20 protein-coding genes are annotated in these 20,294 nt (G+C 38.4%); 17 read left to right on the forward strand and 3 right to left on the reverse strand.

All coding sequences use genetic code 11. The annotated features are described in order from the left end of the window. Positions 1 to 95 precede the first annotated feature (95 nt). From QE450_RS04255 to QE450_RS04300, 10 genes are all read left to right on the forward strand, one after another. Positions 96 to 5,231: a phage tail tape measure protein gene (locus tag QE450_RS04255; RefSeq protein ID WP_307297229.1), complete on the forward strand. Its 5,136-nt coding sequence runs from the start codon at positions 96 to 98 to the stop codon at positions 5,229 to 5,231. Further along, positions 5,228 to 5,788 (forward strand): phage tail domain-containing protein, encoded by a 561-nt coding sequence (locus QE450_RS04260; protein ID WP_307297231.1) that lies wholly within the window; start codon positions 5,228 to 5,230, stop codon positions 5,786 to 5,788. The genes QE450_RS04255 and QE450_RS04260 overlap by 4 nt, the downstream gene beginning before the upstream one ends. Positions 5,789 to 5,797: 9 nt before the next feature. After that, positions 5,798 to 6,175, forward strand: coding sequence for a phage tail fiber protein (locus QE450_RS04265; RefSeq protein ID WP_307297233.1), 378 nt, complete (start codon positions 5,798 to 5,800; stop codon positions 6,173 to 6,175). A 12-nt stretch (positions 6,176 to 6,187) separates the two neighbouring features. After that, a complete protein-coding gene (locus QE450_RS04270; RefSeq protein ID WP_307297235.1) occupies positions 6,188 to 7,084 on the forward strand; it encodes a pyocin knob domain-containing protein in 897 nt (298 codons plus the stop codon). A 12-nt stretch (positions 7,085 to 7,096) separates the two neighbouring features. Further along, positions 7,097 to 7,465 carry a hypothetical protein gene (locus QE450_RS04275; protein ID WP_307297237.1) on the forward strand — a complete coding sequence of 123 codons (369 nt, stop codon included), beginning with the start codon at positions 7,097 to 7,099 and terminating at the stop codon, positions 7,463 to 7,465. Further along, positions 7,458 to 8,066 (forward strand): phage distal tail protein, encoded by a 609-nt coding sequence (locus QE450_RS04280; RefSeq protein ID WP_307297238.1) that lies wholly within the window; start codon positions 7,458 to 7,460, stop codon positions 8,064 to 8,066. Before QE450_RS04275 ends, QE450_RS04280 begins: the two co-directional genes overlap by 8 nt. A 7-nt stretch (positions 8,067 to 8,073) precedes the next feature. After that, positions 8,074 to 9,576: a phage tail protein gene (locus QE450_RS04285; RefSeq protein WP_307297240.1), complete on the forward strand. Its 1,503-nt coding sequence runs from the start codon at positions 8,074 to 8,076 to the stop codon at positions 9,574 to 9,576. A gap of 64 nt (positions 9,577 to 9,640) precedes the next feature. Beyond that, positions 9,641 to 10,048 carry a hypothetical protein gene (locus QE450_RS04290; protein WP_307297242.1) on the forward strand — a complete coding sequence of 136 codons (408 nt, stop codon included), beginning with the start codon at positions 9,641 to 9,643 and terminating at the stop codon, positions 10,046 to 10,048. A gap of 2 nt (positions 10,049 to 10,050) precedes the next feature. After that, the gene (locus QE450_RS04295) at positions 10,051 to 10,962 is read left to right on the forward strand and encodes a peptidoglycan recognition protein family protein (RefSeq protein WP_307297244.1); all 912 of its coding nucleotides are present in this window, start codon (positions 10,051 to 10,053) and stop codon (positions 10,960 to 10,962) included. Positions 10,963 to 10,998: 36 nt separating this feature from the next. Next, a complete protein-coding gene (locus QE450_RS04300; RefSeq protein WP_307302588.1) occupies positions 10,999 to 11,262 on the forward strand; it encodes a holin in 264 nt (87 codons plus the stop codon). Positions 11,263 to 11,632: 370 nt separating this feature from the next. Here the strand turns inward: QE450_RS04300 and QE450_RS04305 are convergent, their stop codons facing one another. Together QE450_RS04305 and QE450_RS04310 are read right to left on the reverse strand one after the other, a co-directional pair. Continuing rightward, positions 11,633 to 12,349 (reverse strand): hypothetical protein, encoded by a 717-nt coding sequence (locus tag QE450_RS04305; RefSeq protein WP_307297246.1) that lies wholly within the window; start codon positions 12,347 to 12,349, stop codon positions 11,633 to 11,635. Then, the gene (locus QE450_RS04310) at positions 12,346 to 12,816 is read right to left on the reverse strand and encodes a PH domain-containing protein (RefSeq protein WP_307297248.1); all 471 of its coding nucleotides are present in this window, start codon (positions 12,814 to 12,816) and stop codon (positions 12,346 to 12,348) included. Before QE450_RS04310 ends, QE450_RS04305 begins: the two co-directional genes overlap by 4 nt. Positions 12,817 to 13,639: 823 nt before the next feature. On the opposite strand from QE450_RS04310, the gene QE450_RS04315 reads away from it, so the two are divergent. Both QE450_RS04315 and QE450_RS04320 read left to right on the forward strand, forming a co-directional pair. After that, entirely contained in the window at positions 13,640 to 14,182 is a 543-nt protein-coding gene (locus tag QE450_RS04315) for an accessory gene regulator ArgB-like protein (RefSeq protein ID WP_307297251.1), read from the forward strand. A 123-nt stretch (positions 14,183 to 14,305) separates the two neighbouring features. Beyond that, positions 14,306 to 14,662: a hypothetical protein gene (locus QE450_RS04320; RefSeq protein ID WP_307297254.1), complete on the forward strand. Its 357-nt coding sequence runs from the start codon at positions 14,306 to 14,308 to the stop codon at positions 14,660 to 14,662. Positions 14,663 to 14,908: 246 nt separating this feature from the next. On the opposite strand, the gene QE450_RS04325 is transcribed toward QE450_RS04320, so the two are convergent. Continuing rightward, positions 14,909 to 15,127, reverse strand: a complete 219-nt coding sequence (locus tag QE450_RS04325; protein WP_307297256.1) for a helix-turn-helix domain-containing protein — start codon at positions 15,125 to 15,127, stop codon at positions 14,909 to 14,911. 114 nt (positions 15,128 to 15,241) lie between these two features. On the opposite strand from QE450_RS04325, the gene QE450_RS04330 reads away from it, so the two are divergent. The 5 genes from QE450_RS04330 (at position 15,242) to QE450_RS04350 (ending at position 20,119) form a co-directional block, all read left to right on the forward strand. Then, positions 15,242 to 15,439, forward strand: coding sequence for a helix-turn-helix domain-containing protein (locus QE450_RS04330; RefSeq protein WP_307297258.1), 198 nt, complete (start codon positions 15,242 to 15,244; stop codon positions 15,437 to 15,439). 414 nt (positions 15,440 to 15,853) lie between these two features. Further along, positions 15,854 to 16,966 carry a citrate/2-methylcitrate synthase gene (locus tag QE450_RS04335; RefSeq protein ID WP_307297260.1) on the forward strand — a complete coding sequence of 371 codons (1,113 nt, stop codon included), beginning with the start codon at positions 15,854 to 15,856 and terminating at the stop codon, positions 16,964 to 16,966. Between the two features lie 249 nt (positions 16,967 to 17,215). Further along, on the forward strand, positions 17,216 to 18,511 hold the full coding sequence (gene icd, locus QE450_RS04340) for an NADP-dependent isocitrate dehydrogenase (protein WP_307297264.1): 1,296 nt from the start codon (positions 17,216 to 17,218) through the stop codon (positions 18,509 to 18,511). A gap of 12 nt (positions 18,512 to 18,523) precedes the next feature. Next, positions 18,524 to 19,468 (forward strand): malate dehydrogenase, encoded by a 945-nt coding sequence (gene mdh / locus QE450_RS04345; protein ID WP_273615530.1) that lies wholly within the window; start codon positions 18,524 to 18,526, stop codon positions 19,466 to 19,468. 225 nt (positions 19,469 to 19,693) lie between these two features. Then, complete coding sequence (locus tag QE450_RS04350) at positions 19,694 to 20,119, forward strand: hypothetical protein (RefSeq protein WP_307297267.1); 426 nt, start codon at positions 19,694 to 19,696, stop codon at positions 20,117 to 20,119. Positions 20,120 to 20,294 lie beyond the last annotated feature (175 nt).

Below are 20,294 nucleotides of genomic sequence, written 5' to 3' on the forward strand. Positions count from 1 at the left end.
CTCAAAGCTATATGGGCACAGAAGAGGAAAGTGACGAACCACGTCAAGCGGATCAGTCAGATATTGATGCGTTCTTTGGCAGATAGGGGTGAGTGATGGCTGATAATATTAAAGGGATTAACGTTGTGATCGGCGCAGACACTACCCAACTGTCTGCTGCTTTATCTGATGTGAATAAAAAAAGTAAATCATTGCAGAGCGAACTCAAAGATGTAGAACGGTTATTAAAATTCGAACCGGGTAACGCTGATCTGATCGCTCAGAAACAGCAGATACTTACCGATTCGATTGCGAATACAAGCGAAAAGCTGAACCAATTACGTTCTGTACAACAGCAAGTTAATCAGCAGTTTGCAAATGGTGATATATCGCCTGAGCAATTCAGGGCGTTCAATCGTGAAGTGACTCGGACAGAGCAACAACTTCAATCGCTGACCGATAGTATGAATGCTTTAAATGCGAATCGGATTACCGTCACGATTAATGGCGATACCAGATCTATTGATCAGGCGCTACAGGATATCAATAAACGTTCTAAAGATTTGCAAGGTGAGTTAAGGCAAGTCGATCAGTTGTTAAGACTTGATCCGACCAACCTAGAATTAGTGGCTCAAAAACAGCGCTTACTTTCGGAACAGATTGAGAATAGTAGCGATAAGTTGCGTATCCTTCGAGATTCTCAACAGCAAGTCAATCAGCAGTTTGCAAATGGCGAAATATCAGCCGAACAATACCGGAATTTCCAACGTGAGATTATTCGGACTGAACAAGATATTAATGGATTCCGTCAGCAACTTCGCAACTTGAATGGCGATGTAGATGATGCTGGCGATAATGCAACCACAGCCGCAGAGCAGTTCAAGAAAATGGGTGAAACATTATCTAAAACTGGCGACAAAATCAAAGGTGTTGGAACCGCTCTGACCGTTGGTTTGACAGCACCGATCACGGCGTTCGGTCTTGCATCTCTTAAAGTAGCCAATGATTTTGATTCGGCTTCAGGAAAGATTAAAGCAGCGCTTGGATTAACCGCTGAAGAAGCACAAAAATTAAAAGAAGTAGCCAAGACTTTATACAATGATGGGTTTGGTGAAGGGCTAGAAGAAGTCAACGACGCACTGATCACAACGAGTACGAATATTCAGGGATTGAATGCTCAAGATTTATCTACACTCACCAAGAAAGCATTCATTTTGAAAGATGTATTCGATGCTGAGATCAATGAATCGACCCGAACCGCTTCGGTATTGATGAAGAACTTCAAGATTTCGGGATCGGATGCAATGGATTTGGTCACCGTCGGTTTCCAAAAAGGCGGTAATTTCTCAGACGAACTATTGGATAGCTTGAGAGAGTACGCCCCACAGTTCCGTAAAATGGGATTCAGTGCTGATGAAGCTTTAGGAATCTTGCTAAAAGGGGCAGAAAAAGGAGCATTTAACCTAGACAAAGTCGGGGATGCCATCAAGGAATTTAATATTCGGATTAAAGATGGTAGTAAGAATACGACTTTGGCGATGGATCTATTATTCGCTCCTGATGATATTCAAGATTATGTCCAAGCATTGACCACAGGCGGTAGCAAAACCAAAGAATATGCTGAGTTAGTGAAATTGTCTACCAAAGAAGTCACTGACAAAATGGTAGACAATTTCAAAAAAGGCGGAGCAGATGCCGCAAAAGCTTATGAAACCTTGTCCGGTATTTTAGGCGGAGCAGATGATATTCTTGTTGGATTAACTGATGGTTCCGTGCAAGGTCGAGACGCTATGGTTGCTGTTATTCAGAAGCTTAGAGAAATTGAAGATCCAACCGAACAAGCGCAATTGGCTGTTTCTCTTTTCGGTACCCAGTGGGAAGATTTAGAGTCTGATGTTGTTCTAGCATTAGATTCCGGGATCGGTTCGATCGATAAGTTCAAAGGGGCTACGAATCAAGCCGGTAAAGATATGTATGATAATTTTGGTCATCGCTTAACTGAAATGTTTAGGGATTTGAAATCATCATTAGAACCGCTTGGATTAGCGATGTTGAAGATCGCAGAGGATATATTACCCTCAGTTAAAGCAGGTATCGGGGCGTTCTCGGATGTTCTAGCGAATATGTCTCCTGAAACCACTAAATTAGTTTTGACTTTGGGTGGGATTGCCGCAGTCATCGGACCTATTATTTTGGTGATTGGTAGTCTGGTCAGTGCTATTGGATCAATTGCAACAGGTATTTCAGTAGTATTACCGTTGCTTCCAACTATTGGGGCAGCATTAGGTACCGCCTTCACAGTTGCTACAGGCCCGATTGGTATTGCAGTAGCGGCAATCATAGGAGCCGCAGTACTTATTATTGCTAACTGGAAACCGATCAGTAAATTCTTTGTAGACTTGTGGAAAACGGTATCTGATTTCACGATTTCAGCTTGGGAAGGCATTAAAGAATTTTTCGCTAACTTAGTTACGGGTATTCAAAGTACTTGGGAAGCTACGCCGGGCTTCTTCTCAGGTTTATGGGATGGCATTACATCGACTCTGACCGATGCTTGGCAAGGCGTCTTGGATTTCTTTGCTGGACTGTGGGAGAAGATCAAAGGATTCTTTAGTAGTGGACCGGGCGAAGTCGTCGCTATGTCGGCACCAATGATCGGCTTACCACTAATCATTTTCAATCATTGGGATGAACTGGTCGCAATGCTTCAAGGCGTGTGGGATTCGATTGCTTCGGCTGTATCCACAGCATGGACAGCAATTGTAGGCTTTATTACAGGAATTGTTACACCGTTTATCCCACTTATCGTAGAGCAGTTTAATAATATCAAAAATGGGATATCTCAAGTGTGGGAAGGTCTTAAAAATTACTTTGTTGGTGCTTGGGAAGTGTTGAGAAACATATTCTTAGGTGCTTTATTGATCCTAGTGGATTTAGTCACCGGAGATTTTGGTAGGCTCAAAGAGGATATTGCGAAGATTTGGGACAATATTAAAGCCGGATTCAGTAAGTCATGGAGTGGAATACAGCAAGTATTCACTTCCGCGATGCAACTTGTTCAATCTGTCGTTAAAACAGGCTTTGAATTAATGAGCAAAATCATAGGTACTGTTTTTGAGACGATCAAGAAACTAGCCACAGATGGATGGAATGGTTTAAAAACAGTTACTATTTCCATCGTGACAGCGATTGGGGAAGCGATCAAGACTGGTTTTCAGGCTTCTGCTCAGTTCATGGCATCGATATTCACCACGATTAAGAGTACGGCTGTATCAGCTTGGAATGGTCTGAAGAGTGGTATTTCTACCGCGGTCACAGCCACAGGCGAAGCGATCAAGACAGCGTTTAATGCCGTGCTTAATTTCTTCAAAACATTGCCGACTACGTTACGTACATTGGGCGTGAATATGTTTGTAAGTATGAAAAATGGAATAGTGGCCACAATCAAAACGATTCAATCAGCAGCTAAAACAGGAATCGATGCAGCATTCAAATTCATCAAAGATTTGCCTTCTAGTGCTTTACAGTGGGGTAAAGATATCATTCAAGGTTTGATTAATGGTATCAAAAATAAATTAGCTGAAGTTCAAAAAGTAGTCGGTGATGTTGCCGAAACGATCAAGTCTAAGATTCGTGGAGCCTTATCCATCAAGTCACCGTCAAGGGTTACGATGAAATATGGTGAAAATGTCAGCGAAGGTCTAGCGATCGGGATTAAAAATAAATCCAAAGATGTAGCGAATGCTTCTAATGATGTAGCTAAGACAGTTGATTCTTCGTTTTCTAAAGCAATGGATAAGATTGTGAAGAATGCAGCCAATGCCGCAGCAGGTTCAAAAACATCGGCTGATAAAATCAAAAAGTCATTTGCAGAAGCTTTCTCTACCGCGCAAAGCGAGAAGAAGCTAGGTCATTTAGATACTTCTGAATATATTCAAGCGCTTCAACAGATCCAATCTCAGTATGCGAAAACGTCTGATCAGAGTCGCAAGGTGACTCAAGAGATTGCGGCTCAACATAAAAATCTATCCAAAGAGCAGATCGAAGCGGCGAAGAAATCATACGACGAGACAAAAGCCTTTATCGATAAACGTTCAGAAAATGGAACATTATCGCTTGTTAAAGAATTAGATATGTGGGAGAAAGTTCAAGGTCGCTATAAAGAGGGCAGTGAACAGCGCAAAGCGGCTGAAGAAGAACTTGGAAATACTCGTGTCCAAATCTATGAGAAGCTATCCACCGCTAGTGAGAACTTTTTAGCGAAGACTAAAGAAGTGAATGACAATGTAGCAGCGGAAGAATTGAGACTGAACAAAGCTTATGAAGATGCAGTTACTCAGCGTGCAGCATCGATCAATGACTTTGCCGGTCTTTTTGATGCGGTCACCGATAAGTCAGAAATGACTGGACAAGAATTGCTTGAGAATCTGAAAGGGCAAGTCGACTACTTACGTACCTGGTCAGAACAGATCGCCCAACTTGCTACCAAAGGGATTGATGAAGGATTACTTGCCGAACTTCGGGAACTGGGTCCTAAAGCGCTACCTCAGTTACTGGCGCTTAATCAATTGACGACTGATCAGTTATCTCAATATAGTAGCTTATGGCTAGAGAAGAGTGCTGAGTCCCGTGAGATTGCGGTTGGTGAGTTCACTGGATTGCGCGAGGATACAAACGCTCAGATCGTGAAATTGCATACTGATGCAGCTAAAGAAATGAACGGGCTGAAAAAAGAATTCTTAGCTTCTGTTAAAGAGATCAGCAGTGGAAGTAAGAAAGAATTTGACGCTATGAATGCATCGCTGTCTCAGATTGGTAAACAGTCAATGCAAGGCTTGCTCAATGGTCTGAAATCGATGAAAGGTGAAGTTGTTGCTCAAGCTAAAGATATCGCCAATGCTGTGAGTAAAACGATGCAGAAAGCTTTGGACATTCATTCACCTTCGCGTGAAATGGCTTGGATCGGGGAAATGGCTGGTCAAGGATTGGTTAATGGTATGGCTTCGATGGTATCTAATGTTAAAAGCCAAGCTTCTCATCTAGCTACAGCAGCAATGCCTTTGATTAATCAAACAGACGTTGCGAGTGCATCTTCTACATCATCTACAAATACAGCACCTGTGTTTAACATGGAGGGCTTATTTGCTGGTGCCAATTTCAATGTACGTTCAGATCAGGATATCAAAGCGATAGCCAAAGAATTATTCGATTTAACACAACAAGCGAGTCGGGGAATGGGGGGCGCACGATGAATGTTATATGGCTCACAGGAAGAAGTAATACAGAGTTAGGGTTCTTGGTCGCTGGCACATCAAAGCGTCCCATGTTACCAGGAACGATCGACCGAACGCTTCAAATTGCCGGTCGTAATGGTTCTTGGGATTACGGCGCTGATGTAGGATCAAGGGTGTTTAATTACGATTGTGTCTTTATTACCAAAGATCATTTACAACTAGAGCAAGCCGCTATCCGTTTAGCTGGTTATTTAGTAGACAGCTATGGGAAGCCACGATCGCACGAACTGATATTGGCTTCAAGGCCCGATCAATCGATTACGGTACGTTATACAGGATCATTAGACATCGATAGGATCATGGGCTTTGGTAAGTTTACGCTTACATTAACCGCTTTTGATCCTCTTTTTAAATCAAGTGAGCGACTATTAGAAACGAATTTGAGTCAGTCACCATCAACGATCAGTATTGAATCTTCAGGAACGATCCGAACAGAACCGTATATTGTGTTAACGAATCAAGGGACAAATACAATTAACAAAATCCGATTAGTAAATGAATTTCGGATTGAATAGGAGGCAAGTATGGGATTCTCTAATTATTTAGAAGAAAAAGTACTCAATGAAAATTTCACTTCCAAAACAGTCTACGTGGCATTATTTAAAACTAATCCTACGGATAATAATACAGGTGAAGAGGTATCCGGGGGGAGTTATACCCGGCAAGTTGTTACTTTTGGAACACCACGTCAAGTCGCTGGCAAAGGTACAGTCAGTAATACAGGAGATGTTGTTTTTCCTTTGGCCACAGCCGAATGGGGAACCATTGCTCATGTAGCTATTTTTGATGCTCCAACCGCTGGTAATCTACTTTCATTCAAAGAAAACACAAATCCAAGAGCCGTTCAAGTCTCAGATCGCTTAAGATTTCTGACAGGCGAACTGAGTATCGATCTGGATTAGGAGGAATATAACGTGGCAAATATATTATATCCGGGCAAGGTCAACTCACCAAAAACAGAATTGAGTACATTAATTACTTCAACGTCTACGACAGTGAGTGTAGCCGATAGTAGCAAGTTACCACCAGCACCTAATATTTGTACGCTTCTATCTGGGGAAACTTCTGAAACGATTGCTTATGCTGGAATCACAGGGAACGATCTAACAGGTTGTGTTCGTGGTCTTCAAGGAACAGCAAAAGGGTGGGCAGTAGGAACGAAAATAGCCAGAACATTTACGGAATATGATTGGCAAGCCGTGCTAGATAATATTCCGAGTACAGCATCTACTACTAAGGCTGGAATTGTGCAACTTAGTGATGCTGTTAGTAGTGGTGCTACAGATAAAGCGGCTACTCCAAATGCGGTAAAAAAAGCGTACGACCTTGCTAATGCAGCAGAAACAACTGTAGGTTCACAAAATAAAGCTACCACTGCTCAAACCAATGCAGAAAATAATATTAAAGCCATTGGTGTTGTACGTCGATTAACTCCATCCACTAATACAAGTTTAAACAATGCGACTGATCCTGGCATTTATCATCTTGCTGCATTTAGTAATTATTCAGATGTTCCCCTTAACAGTGAGTGGGGGGTGCTGTCTGTGTTTTCGACAGGTGAGGGTTATATTGAACAGCGCATTATTTCAGTAAGTTCTGGACGTAGTTTTTGGAGGACTCGATCTAATGGATCAGGGTTACCGTGGACACCTTGGTCAGAAGTGACTCAAGCAATCTATGGAACGGGTGTGCCTGAAGGCGTAGTTGTTGCGTCCGTTGGCAAATTGTATATCCGTTTGGATGGTGGAACAACGACAACGCTTTATGTCAAAGAATCCGGCTCGGGTAATCTGGGTTGGAAAGCAAAATAGGAGGCGATTCACGTGAGAAAAGAGGTTATTTTGCTAAATGGAAATCCTTATAGTTATGGACCTTGGGATTACCAGTACATGAGTATAGAAACAAGAAAAGACGATGAAGGAAATCCTGTTTTTGAAGAAGTCGCTATGAATCCCCTTCCTGAAGGGGCATTACTTGAATATTGGGATATGGAATTCGATAATGATATTGGTTGGTACAAGGTGGGTGAAAAACCAGAAGTGCCGTTAACGTTTGAGCAAGATGTACGTCGTACCTTTACCGATCTATTTAAACTGCTTGTCAATAAAGGTGTCATTTCCGTATCTGAAGTGCCGACATACAATGAGTATGATTACTACACTGAAGTGCGGAAGGTTATAGGAAATGCTTGAATTTAACACCGGTGGATTTAATCTTTTAGCTGAAGACGAGGGTTATATAGATGTATCGGTTAGGATGTCGGCTGAAACTAATCTGTATTCTCAAATGATTACAGGGTTAGGGCAAGCTGATCAAGGATTTAACACCGAGTTATTCAATCATCCAGACCAAGAATATACCCGTTATGTGATGAATTTTAGTTTAGAATTCAATGTCGATTCTGTCATGTCTGGAGTATCTGGCAATGTAGGAGAAATCAGTTTTGATGTCTTCCTGAATTCAGTAGGTATGCACGGGTTAGCAGATATGAGCACTAGATACATTCGAGAAATGAACGTATCTAGTATTATATCCGGGCAATCTGATATGAGTGTAACGCCTGCTTATTATCAGCAAAGCTATCTACAGTTAGACGGATCGTTTGCTCCTGGGGATCGGATCGTTATTGATTCGTCTCGATTGATCGTTACTCAAAACGGGAATAACGCGCTTCATCTAATGAATGGCGAATTTTTTGACCTGAACTTGGGGCCTAATAGTATTGTTTATTCAGATGATGCAGCCGGAAGGAATATGTTAATTCGTATTACTCATCGAGATCGCTTTATATGAGGTGCTTATGAAAAAATCTTATGTCACTATTTATAATATTCATATGCAAAAGGTGGCTCATTTAGAAAATGCTTTCGATATTTCGTATGAATGTCCACTGAATGAGATTTGGACAGCTGCTTTTTCGTTGCCGGCTGATGATGAAAAGAACCAATACTGTCAGCCGTTCTATTTTGCTGAGGTGTTTGATAATGATGAACGATTGGAATTGTATCGGATACTCAAACCAAAGTTCAATAGACAGTCATCTGGCACCGTCAAAACCTATCAATGTGAGCACGTTCTAGCTACTTTGCTAGATGACGTGCTTTTTTTGTACCATACGGTCGGTAATTTGGGTGTGTATAGCCGCGATGTTATTCAATATATTCTTGATCGCCAGACGATAACTCGTTGGAAATTAGGAATGTGCGAATTTGATCGCCAGTTCGAATACAACTGGGAAAATGAAAATTTACTAGGAGCCTTATTTAGCGTTCCGCAGCCTTTTGCTGAAGAGTATATGTGGACTTATGACACGACTTCATTTCCTTGGACATTGAAACTCGTTCGATCAGACGATACGATGCAGACTTACATTCGCTATGGCATCAATATGCAGTCAATTACCAAGGAAGAAGATGCTTCTCAATTGGTCACTTTGATGCTGGGATTGGGATATGGTGAAGGTGTTAATCAATTGACATTTTCTGATTTGAATAACGGTATTCCATATGTCAAAGCCGAACAACAGTTCATCGATCGCTACGGTCTGATTACAGGCGTATTTGTAGACAAGCGGATTGAATATCCTGAAACGTTACTAGCGACAACGATCGCTAATTTGAACGAAGCGAAAAAACCGGCAATCACTTATGCCGTAGATGCCTCAGAGATTTATCAACTGACCAAAGATCCTGTCGATCGATTTCAAACAGGTGTCCGTGTCCGTGTGATCGATGAAGAATTAGGTATTGATATTAATGCAAGAGTGGTCAATAAGAAAAAAGGGAACGTTCTTGGCGCTCCTGGTGATGTTCAATTAGAGATTGCAAATAAAACCAAGACTGTCGCTGGCAGTATCGCTGATCTTCGTAATCGTCAATATATTAGCGATGTCTATTCGCAGGGCGCAACCAATATTGATGTCAAAAACTTTGATGAAAATATCGATTTTTCTTATCCAGGTATTATCAAAGTTTGGGTACCTGAACAGACAACACGTATTAATTCGATGGTGCTAAATTGGGGGTTAGAGAAGTATCGCTATTTTGATGCAGAAGGCGTACACGAAAGTGATTATTCTGGTGAAGTTCTTTATATAGATGTGGACGGTTCTAGTGCCGCTGAATATTATGATCGAACAGACGGAGAATTGGATCTCATTCAGTTTCTAGATAAAGACAATGATGGAAAGATCACTCGTGGTGCTTTTCATGAAATCAAATTCTATTCAAATATCAGAGCGAGAGTTAAAGCAACGGTAGTTACCCAATTATTTATACAAAGTCGTGGGGGTGGTAATTATTAAATTGTAAATTCTATCTGATTTTTTACTTTATATATAAGGCATCTATAGAGAGAAGGGGAACGACATGACATTACCAGAAGGAGATGTGATTACTATCGAACAGATCCGACAGCAACAAGAAGAAAATATGAGACAAATGCAAAGCTTGAGTTCTGAGTTTGCTCGGTTGGCTGCTCAAACTTTAGCTGATGAAGCTCGATTCAATTTAATTGAACAGAATCAAAAGCGACATGATGAAGAAATTCACGAATTGAAAGACGGGGCACGACAAAACAAAATGCAGTATGAACAGGTTATGACTAAATTTGATACGTTGGAATTGAAATTATTTAACTGGCTACAGCAATTACAACAAGATAGTGCAAAAGAACGGATCTCTAATAATCAACAATGGTTCAAATTTTTAAGTTATGTATTAGGTGGAACAATAATCGCTATCGTTACAGCGGTATTTATCAAAGGAGGATTATAAGCATGGACTTGAACAAATATAGTATTGAGCGTCGCTATATTGATAAGCGGAGTAATGTAAGACCGGGTAGCCTACTCACCACAGGCGATCCGGTCTTTTTAGTTGCTCATGATACGGGCAATAAAGGAGCAACGGCAGACAATCATTTTAATTATTTTCAAACGTTGGTCGGTCGATCAGCTTCAGCACAAGTCTTTATTGATGATAAAAAAATCTTGGAGATTATCCCGACCGGTACTGGTCAAGATCGTGCCGAAAAAGCCTGGCATGTCTTGTACAACGTGACTACAGATAATGAGCAATTTGGCTACGATTCGAATAATGCCGCACTAGGGATTGAATTGTGTTACGGCGGTAACATTAATTTTGCTGAAGCTTATAAACGCTTTGTATGGTATCTGGCTTATTGCTGTAAGAAGTTCAACCGTAATCCGCTTGTCCATATTGCTAGTCATAAACAATTAGATCCATCGCGGAAGATTGATTGCGATAATGCTTTGAACTTGGGTGGCAAGACATTGAAGGATTTGCTGTATGATGTGAAATCCGAAATGCAAGATACAGTCATTGTACCGTCAGACTTCACACCACTGACGACATACGTTGCTAAAGCATTGATTGATAACTATGTAAGACCAGCATGGAAGAAGGCTTATGACTTGAAGCAGGAGCCAGAAGTAGGGCATTTTAGCCGCTTAGCAGACAACTTAAGATCAGCAGCAGGAGTGGATGATAATTTATCGCCACTGGCTGGGCCTGTGAAACTTCATAAATCTAATGCTCAAGAATTGATTGTGCGCTGGTTATCGCCAGCTTGGTTCGTCGCCAAAGAGAAAGGCGATCAGACGAGCATGACTCACTTCAATAATCTTGCTAATCACTTACGCGCGGCGGCTGGAATGCCAACTGAATAAACTAAAAAAAAGAAATGAGGATTTAATATGGATAACATGCAAGTGGTATTAGCATTTGCTTCTACATTATCAGTAGTTATTTTGGGATCGGTTCAATTAGTTAAAACCTCTGTTAAGGTTCCGAAGAATTTACTTCCTGTGATCGGTGTTGCAATTGGATTAGGTATTGGCGCGGTAGCATATCCCTTCACTGATCTGGATTTGACTAGACGATTATGGGCTGGGGGATTAGCTGGATTATCAGCAACAGGATTATTTGAATTAGCTTTAGCAAATCGCCCTGGAAATACGAAAAAATAATTGACTTGAAAATCAAAAAGGCAAACTCCTGCTAGAAACTAACAAGGGTTTGCCTTTTTATCCTTTTAAAGAACATTATCTTCGTATTGTAAATTTTCGAAATATTTTTTTTGCATTGAAAATAAAATAAATCCCCAAAATTACTATCAGGATCAAAACCGTAATTATCATAAAGTGTGCTTGAATTACATTTAATAGAAATTGCAATACCACATTCATGAGAGAATTCATATTGTCTTGTTGCAATTCTTTAAGATGATCTAAAAATGAACCGAAATCGTTAACTTCTAAAGAAAATCTAGTAAGCATTTAAAACCTCCTTTTAAGTGTGAGTTATACTACGTCTAGTTAGTTAGCAAGTTTCATTTTTTTAATTTTCTTTAAATTTGGTTAAATTTCTTTTCATTGTAGATCCGCATAATTTTATTATTGAAATATATAAAGCTGCAAAAATCACAGTTTGTGTTAAGATCCCTTCGTTGATAACATTTAATTGTTTTATTACGATAGAAAATGCTGCTATGAAAGTCATTATATTACTGGCATGATCGAATTCAGAATATAATTGTTCATAGCCTTTATGATATTTGACTCTTAATTCTTTTTCATCTTTTCCTTCCTTTTTACTAGCAAGGTAGAGAGAATTACGAAATACGTAATCTAGAACTTGTACTATAAGGTATATAAAGATACCAGATCCAATGATATATATAAGACTATACATATCAATATTGCCTGTCATATCTATTCTAAGAAATGCAACTGCATAAATGAGAATAAAGCATATAACAAATTCTAAAAAATATCGTGCAAAAGTAGCCAAACCTAATATCATACTAAGAGTGCTAAAAATTACTAATAGAGTAAGGGGTGAATTTGGAAAGTTGTAAAAAAAAGTATTTTCGAGAAATATCTGACCAGGACCTATGAGTGTAACTAATATAAAAATAAAAATTCTTATAAATTTTATTTTTAAAGATTTATTTGAGAATTTATATAATTCTTTATCAAAATAATTTAAAATATAGTCCATTGTTTGATCTGCTTCTATATTTCTTTGTTCTCTTTTCTTCTGAAATTTTATCATGAAAGAAGTTCTCTTTTTTTATTTAAAAATTCTTGCTCAGTAAGTATTCCCGAATCTCGTAATTCACCTAATTTTTTTAATTGATCTAATGGATCAACAAAGGAAGTAGTAGATTTGCTTCCAATATTTGATTGAGCGATCTCAATAAATTTGTCGTATTCGCCTATAGTGATCCATTTCATGCTAATTTTGTTTCCAGAAGCATAGAAAGTTAGATTTCTACCTAAAAGACTTTTCCCAGCATCTATAGAGCTGATATTAGAAAACGGAAACGATTCAGAATCATACCCGAATGTTCTCTTACAATAAAAAAATATCCTCGTTTGTGTAGCTACAAAAATGCCTGTTCTAAGAGTGTCTTTACCTAAGATTTTACTCTCACATGCCCCCATAACTACAGCAAGCATTTCTTCCCCAGGTTGTAAAAGATCCCATGCTTTTTCTTTTAACTTATCAATTTTAGCCATCATAGTACCCCCGTCTTGCATTAATTTCCATCTAATGGAATTAGTATATAAGAACTAGGTAAATCACGCTATATATTTTTGATTATTTACAAATAATTATTGTAAAAGTATTATTCTACCGTATAATTTTATTTATAAATAAGCGTACGGGATGGTGTACAGTGGAATCTTTTCTTTATATTTTATTTAGTATCTTTGATGCATTAGCAATGATCTTCCTTATGTTCAAACTGTACCGATTACCAATCAATTTCTACATAAAAGAAATATCTTTACTAACACTAGTTATAGCTTTATTTTCTTTTTTGATGCGAATGGTAATTCATTTACCCCTATTTGATTTGCCAATGCAATTTTTAATTTTTGTATTTTTCTTTAGATATATAATTCAAATGAAATTTCATTACTCAGCCTTTGTTGCTTCTAGTGGGTTTATATTATTTACAAATATACAACTCCTACTCTATTATTTCTTCACATTTACTGGTATTATGAACAGTAGCGTACTTACGCAATTAAGTGGTTTATCAGTTTATTTAGTACAAATAAGCACTGAATTGTTTACTTTTTTGTTGTGCTGGTTGTTGTGGAGATATAGTTTAGGGTTCTCTTTTATTTTAATGCCACCGCACGATTTCGATGATTCTGAGGACTATTCATCGCGTCAAAATAAAGAAATCATAATCAGTACCGTTATTTCTTTTATTACAATCTCAGCTACAGTTTTGTTTTTGCACGATGGCAATCCGTCTATACTATTTATCTTATCTGTAATTAGTTTTGGTATAGCCTATTATTTTTCTAAGAAAGGGGATATGAGTTGGTGATCAGTATCATATCTTCTAAACTAGCAAATAATTTAAAAATGAGTGATCCTGATAATGATGTAGATGTTGAAGTATTGGAATGGCAAATCGGTATCTATTTAAATTATCTACTTACTATAATAATGACTATTATCTTTGGTTACATTGTAGGAAATACTCTGCTATCTTTATTGGCAATGATGCTTTTTGTCTTAATAAGAAGGTTTTCAGGTGGTGTACATATGTCTTCACTGACTTTGTGCGCTTTTGTATCTGGCGGTTTATTTGCACTGATCACTTTGATTACTTTGAATTCTGAATTGATTTTAATTCTAAATATAGGTAATGTAATTATTTTTGCTTTGTTCTCTCCAAATGATTTTGAAAATTTAAATCCATCTAAAATTGATCCTTACTTGAAATTTATTTCTACAGCTATTGTGTTTAGTAATTTCTTGATAGCCTCACCTGTTATATGTCTTACTTTTGCATTACAAGCAATTTTAATTCTTCCGATCTGGAAGGGAGGTGAGCAAGTTGAAACAAAAAAACGCACGTAACATTATTAATTTTTTGAAAAAAGATGCAATGAAATCGGCTGTGAAAAGAAAAGGACCTATTGGGGCACGTCCAGTTCCAAAATCCTTAAAAAAATAGGTATGATGATGTTGGGGTTACGTATTATGGATGAGAAAAAGACTGGTGAATTCGAAAATTTTGATTCTGAAGAAGTTTATAAAATTCAATCTTTCAAAGTTTCTGGTCATGTTGTTCCACGTTATTTTACTAGAAACGCATCTTATGTAAGTATCTCGACTTTGTCAGAGTGCATTAAGGTGTTTGGATTTATCCAGTTGGACAATGGGACTTTAGCAGATGAAAGTCAAATTTCTTATATATCCGAATCAAAAGAAAAGCATGAACCTTTACTTGCTCACTTTCATAATACTGAAGAGACAGCAGTTATAGCTAAAGGTAAAAAAGAACTTATTAAATACCTCAAAACTATAAAAGAATTTCGTATAAGAAAAGGCTCTTAAAAGAGCCTTTTTTACTTATCATTTTTTGATCAAGATGTCAAGAAAAATCGAAGGCATTAGATTCGCATTTTGTAATGTCATATTTCGACAATAATTACATAAATGCCATGATAGACTTATTTTGTAAGAAGGTAATTGAGAATCAATATAGCAGATGAAGTACATATAATAGAATGTATAATTATTACGATTAGAACCTATAAGTTCTAAATATCTCTGTGGAGATGCGGCGGACACCGCAACTGTTTATTGCTCTAAAATCCACTCATAAAGATCCGCCATATTGACTTCTAAAATTAAAGAAGCAACATACATGGCTTCGACACTCATCTTTCTCTCGTCACGACAGTAATAAGATACCATACGTTGCGACCACCCAGATCGCAGAGCGAATTCAGTTTGTGTCATATTTCTACTTTTGAGTAATTTTCGCAATAAACATCTCCCTCTAGAGATGTTATACACTTTATTGCTCCTTCTGCAGAAAGGAAGGTCAAACCCATGAAGATTATAACTCAATACCCCTAATCACGAAAGAGAACAAATCTAGAACATAATTATTAGGGGGTACTTACTTAAATGAATGAAAAAAAAGATTTAAGCAGAATTAGAATAGAACTTGGATATAGCATTGAAGAAGTAGCAAAGTATATGTCGTTATCAGTAAGAACTCTTTCACATTACGAAGGGCATCCTTCTGAATTGCCATTATCAATAGCTGCTCAACTTTTAGATTTGTATAATATAAAATTTCAAACTGTTAATTTTCTAATATAAATTCCGAAAAAAATCACCCACATTCTTCCCACTAAAGGAGTGAATTAGGGTGATTTTTGTTGACACAACTTGACTTATTGAAAGCGTTAACTCTATTATCTTATAAGAGATTATGAACTATAATGAATTAAATTGAAACAAGGTGACATTTTATTTTTTTTATCATCGCAATAAAACAATTTAATGTCACAAACAGTCTTCATTTTGTTCACAACTCCGTCAAAATAAAGTATGATGAGTGAAGGTCCTTGGAAGGTTAATGGTAGGTGTTTGGATCATTAGAACTCTTTTGAACAATTGTGAGGGACCTCAATATCTAGTTTTTAAAATTTTCCATATTTAAAAATGTAAATGTTTTCATTCCCGAAAATGGGCAAAATCTCAATCATTCCGTTCTGCAAAGGAGAGAGTAATATGACAGCTACTAAAGGATTGGAAGGCGTTGTTGCAGCAAGCTCATCTATTAGTTCGATCGTCGACGGCGTACTTACATACCGTGGAATCGATATCGATGACCTAGCCATTAACGCAAGTTTTGAGGAAGTGGCTTATTTGTTGTGGTTTGGTAAATTACCAAATCAAGCAGAGCTAGATCAATTGCAAAAAGATCTAGATGAATATGCTACCTTACCGGAACCATTGATTGCGCAAATGAAACTTTATCCTAAAGATATGAATCAGATGGCAGCTCTTCGTAGTGCGATCTCTGCTCTTGCTCTATATGATGATCTAGCAGAAGATATGAGCCAAGAAGCGAACCATAAAAAAGTCGTAAAATTACAAGCGCAATTGCCTGCTATCGTAGCTACACTTGGACGTATTGCTGCTGGTAAAGAGCCGGTTGCTCCTAAAAAAGGCGTATCGATTGCTCATAATTTCTTGTATATGTTAAATGGCGAAGAGCCTGAAGACACAGCAGTGAAAGCTTTGGATCAAGCGCTAGTATTGCACGCAGATCATGAATTGAATGCGTCTACTTTTGCTGCTCGTGTAACAGTAGCTACATTGTCTGATATTCATTCCGGTATCACTTCAGCAATTGGTGCGCTTAAAGGGCCACTACATGGCGGAGCAAATGAAGCCGTTATGAAAATGCTAGAAGAGATCGGTTCGATGGATCGTCTAGAAAGTTATATCCAAGAACAACTCGACAATAAAGTAAAAATAATGGGCTTTGGTCACCGTGTATACAAAAATGGTGATCCTCGTGCCAAGCATTTACAAAAAATGTCTAAAGAGTTAGGCGAAATGAATAACGATTTGAGCCTATACGAAATGTGTATTCGGATCGAAGAAATTGTAACAGGTAGCAAAGGATTGAAACCAAATGTTGATTTCTATTCTGCTTCTGTATACACAATGCTAGGAATTCCGCGTAACTTGTTCACACCTATTTTTGCAATCAGTCGTGTATCTGGATGGTCTGCACATATTTTGGAACAATACGAAAACAACCGTATTATCCGTCCACGTGCAGAATATGTAGGGCCGGTTGATCAAAAATATATTCCGATTGAACAACGTTAATCGTAAATTTTTAATTATAAACAAGTAGATATTTCTCATATGACCCAACGTCTGGTAAAATAAAATACAGAACTGTGCATGTCTGTGAAGGTGAGCATATACAAAATGGGTGTATCATGCCTAGAGATGAGAAGAAACGAGCGAGTACATGATACTCAAACGTATCAGCTATTCCAAGTTTCTTTTCATCATGTGTAAACGCCTTCTCTGACGATGTCACAGCCATATCCCTTAAGGAGGAACATGATTATGCCTAAGTTTGAAAAATACGAATTACCTACTACTGGTGAGAAAATCACAATTGATAATGGAGTTCTTAACGTACCTAATAACCCGATCGTCCCTTTTATTGAAGGTGATGGTACAGGACGCGATATCTGGAAAGCATCTGTACGTGTATTGGATGCAGCAGTAGAAAAAGCTTACGGCGGTTCCAAAAAAATTGCTTGGTATGAAGTATTTGCCGGCGAAAAAGCATTCAATACATACGATGAGTGGTTGCCAGCTGATACGCTGACAGCGATTCGCGAATATATTGTAGCGATCAAAGGACCTTTGACTACACCTATCGGTGGTGGTATTCGTTCATTGAACGTAGCACTTCGTCAAGAACTAGATCTATATGTATGTCTTCGTCCCGTTCGTTATTTTGACGGTGTACCTTCTCCTGTAAAACGTCCTGAATTGGTAGATATGGTTATTTTCCGTGAGAATACAGAAGATATCTATGCAGGTATCGAGTACCAAGAAGGTACAGAAGAAGTGAAAAAAGTATTGAAATTCTTAAAAGACGAAATGGGCGTTAACAAAATCCGTTTCCCTGAAACATCCGGTATCGGTATTAAGCCTGTATCTGAAGAAGGTTCCAAACGTCTGGTTCGCGCTGCTGTTCAATACGCAATTGATCACAACCGCAAAACAGTAACTTTGGTACACAAAGGAAACATCATGAAATTTACTGAAGGAGCTTTCAAAAACTGGGGTTATGAAGTGGCTGAAGCAGAATTCGGAGATAAAGTGTTCACTTGGGCACAATATGACAAGATCAAAGAAGAAAAAGGTACAGACGAAGCAAATGCAGCGCAAAAAGCAGCTGAAGATGCTGGCAAAATCATCGTGAAAGATGCGATTGCTGATATCGCTTTGCAACAAGTACTTACTCGTCCAAATGAATTTGATGTGATTGCTACATTGAACTTGAACGGTGACTATTTGTCTGATGCTCTTGCTGCACAAGTAGGCGGAATCGGTATTGCACCGGGCGCAAACATCAACTATGTAACAGGACATGCTATTTTTGAAGCGACTCATGGTACAGCTCCTAAATATGCAGACAAAGATTTAGTGAACCCTGGTTCTGTTATCTTGTCTGGCGTAATGTTGTTGGATCACTTGGGATGGAACGATGCTTCTGCATTGATCTACAAAGGTCTAGAAAAATCAATCAACAACAAAACAGTTACTTATGACTTTGCTCGTCTGATGGATGGCGCAACAGAAGTGAAATGCTCTGAGTTCGCTGACAAAATCATCGAAAACATGTAGGAGGATAAACCTATGACCGTCATTAAGCGCAAAAAAATCACAGTGGTCGGTGCTGGTTTTACCGGCGCCACTACAGCTTTGATGCTTGCTCAAAAGGAACTTGGTGACGTAGTACTGGTTGATATTCCACAGTTGGAGAACCCAACAAAAGGTAAAGCGCTCGATATGATGGAAGCTAGCCCTGTACAAGGGTTTGACAGCCAGATTAAAGGGACATCTGATTATGAAGATACAGCATCTTCGGATGTAGTTATTATCACAGCAGGTATCGCTCGTAAGCCGGGCATGAGCCGCGATGATCTAGTCAACACAAATGCAGGAATCGTGAAGTCGGTATGCGAACAAGTCAAAGGGTATTCTCCAGATGCGATTGTGATTATTTTGAGTAATCCGGTAGATGCGATGACTTATGTAGCTTATCAAGCTTTGGGATTCCCCAAAAATCGTGTGATTGGACAATCCGGTGTACTGGATACAGCGCGCTATTGTACTTTTATTGCAGAAGAATTAAATGTATCTGTAGAAGATGTACGTGGATTTGTATTAGGTGGTCATGGAGACGATATGGTGCCGCTGGTACGCTATTCTAGCGTCGGTGGTATCCCGATCGATACATTGATCTCCAAAGAACGTATTCAAGAAATTGTACAACGCACCCGTGTAGGCGGGGGCGAAATTGTGAATCTGCTCGGCAATGGTAGTGCTTACTATGCGCCGGCAGCGTCACTGGTACAAATGACAGAAGCTGTTCTTAAAGACAAAAAGCGTATTCTACCGATCATTGCTTATTTGGAAGGCGAATACGGTTATAACGATCTCTTTATGGGCGTACCTGCTATTCTGGGTGGCGGTGGTATTGAGAAAATCTTTGAATTGGAATTGACCTCCGATGAAAAAGCAGCTCTTGAGAAATCCGCTGATTCTGTCCGTAGTGTGATCCAAATCGTGAACGTTTAAAAGTGAGTACAAAAAGGCTTCCACCTTATGTGGAGGCCTTTTTTGTTATGGTTTTGTTCAGATTGAATATAGACATACTTTTGTCGATATGACAAAAAATAGACACAACAGTCGATAAAATTAAGGCGAAAATATGTATTTTCATATCATCATCCGTTAAAATAATGAAGTATAGCAGAGCAGTAGTGATGGTCTGTGATTGATGAAATGAGAGGAGGTTCTATCATGGCTGAAGTTTTGGTGTTTATACACATTTTGGGAGCGTTATCGATGGGTTTTTACTTATTTTTACCTGTTGTAACAAGTAAATTAGCAAATGGCTCAGCAGAAGCACAATCAGGTAGTATTGCGCTGATTCGTACATTAAATCGAATCGCTCAATTTGGATTGATTGTACAGTTGTTAACAGGTGGATATTTAATGACCAAAGGCAATTATTCTGTCGCTTGGATGGTTGTAGTATTCGTGCTATTTTTGGCGATTGCAGCAATCGGTGGCATTATGGGCAAGCCTTTGCGCTTAGCATTAGCAGATATTAACGAGAACAAAAGTATTACAGCTCATATCGGTAAAATTCGTTCATTGAGTATGATTCTGGCAGTATGTCTGGTTGTTATTAGTTTCTTTATGGTATTCCGCGATATTATTTAAACGAATTCTATTCAATGGGTAATTCACACATAGTAGACCATGGATCAATCCATACACATAATGTTTTACGTTAAAAACCGTTGCTATTATCAGTGACGGTTTTTTTATGTATTTTTATGTATTAAGGTTTTTTACATGTTAAGTCTGTTTCAGTGATAAAAGGTAAGGATATTTA

Source organism: Paenibacillus sp. SORGH_AS_0306 (assembly GCF_030819345.1).
Lineage (GTDB): Bacteria > Bacillota > Bacilli > Paenibacillales > Paenibacillaceae > Saccharibacillus > Saccharibacillus kyungheensis.

Excerpts from the sequence above, each read along its gene's own strand:
- QE450_RS04255 (WP_307297229.1), top strand. The coding sequence starts at position 96 with ATGGCTGATAATATTAAAGGGATTAACGTTGTGATCGGCGCAGACACT.
- QE450_RS04260 (WP_307297231.1), top strand. The coding sequence starts at position 5,228 with ATGAATGTTATATGGCTCACAGGAAGAAGTAATACAGAGTTAGGGTTC.
- QE450_RS04265 (WP_307297233.1), top strand. The coding sequence starts at position 5,798 with ATGGGATTCTCTAATTATTTAGAAGAAAAAGTACTCAATGAAAATTTC.
- QE450_RS04280 (WP_307297238.1), top strand. The coding sequence starts at position 7,458 with ATGCTTGAATTTAACACCGGTGGATTTAATCTTTTAGCTGAAGACGAG.
- QE450_RS04285 (WP_307297240.1), top strand. The coding sequence starts at position 8,074 with ATGAAAAAATCTTATGTCACTATTTATAATATTCATATGCAAAAGGTG.
- QE450_RS04290 (WP_307297242.1), top strand. The coding sequence starts at position 9,641 with ATGACATTACCAGAAGGAGATGTGATTACTATCGAACAGATCCGACAG.
- QE450_RS04295 (WP_307297244.1), top strand. The coding sequence starts at position 10,051 with ATGGACTTGAACAAATATAGTATTGAGCGTCGCTATATTGATAAGCGG.
- QE450_RS04300 (WP_307302588.1), top strand. The coding sequence starts at position 10,999 with ATGCAAGTGGTATTAGCATTTGCTTCTACATTATCAGTAGTTATTTTG.
- QE450_RS04305 (WP_307297246.1), bottom strand. The coding sequence starts at position 12,349 with ATGATAAAATTTCAGAAGAAAAGAGAACAAAGAAATATAGAAGCAGAT.
- QE450_RS04310 (WP_307297248.1), bottom strand. The coding sequence starts at position 12,816 with ATGGCTAAAATTGATAAGTTAAAAGAAAAAGCATGGGATCTTTTACAA.
- QE450_RS04320 (WP_307297254.1), top strand. The coding sequence starts at position 14,306 with ATGGATGAGAAAAAGACTGGTGAATTCGAAAATTTTGATTCTGAAGAA.
- QE450_RS04330 (WP_307297258.1), top strand. The coding sequence starts at position 15,242 with ATGAATGAAAAAAAAGATTTAAGCAGAATTAGAATAGAACTTGGATAT.
- QE450_RS04335 (WP_307297260.1), top strand. The coding sequence starts at position 15,854 with ATGACAGCTACTAAAGGATTGGAAGGCGTTGTTGCAGCAAGCTCATCT.
- icd (WP_307297264.1), top strand. The coding sequence starts at position 17,216 with ATGCCTAAGTTTGAAAAATACGAATTACCTACTACTGGTGAGAAAATC.
- mdh (WP_273615530.1), top strand. The coding sequence starts at position 18,524 with ATGACCGTCATTAAGCGCAAAAAAATCACAGTGGTCGGTGCTGGTTTT.
- QE450_RS04350 (WP_307297267.1), top strand. The coding sequence starts at position 19,694 with ATGGCTGAAGTTTTGGTGTTTATACACATTTTGGGAGCGTTATCGATG.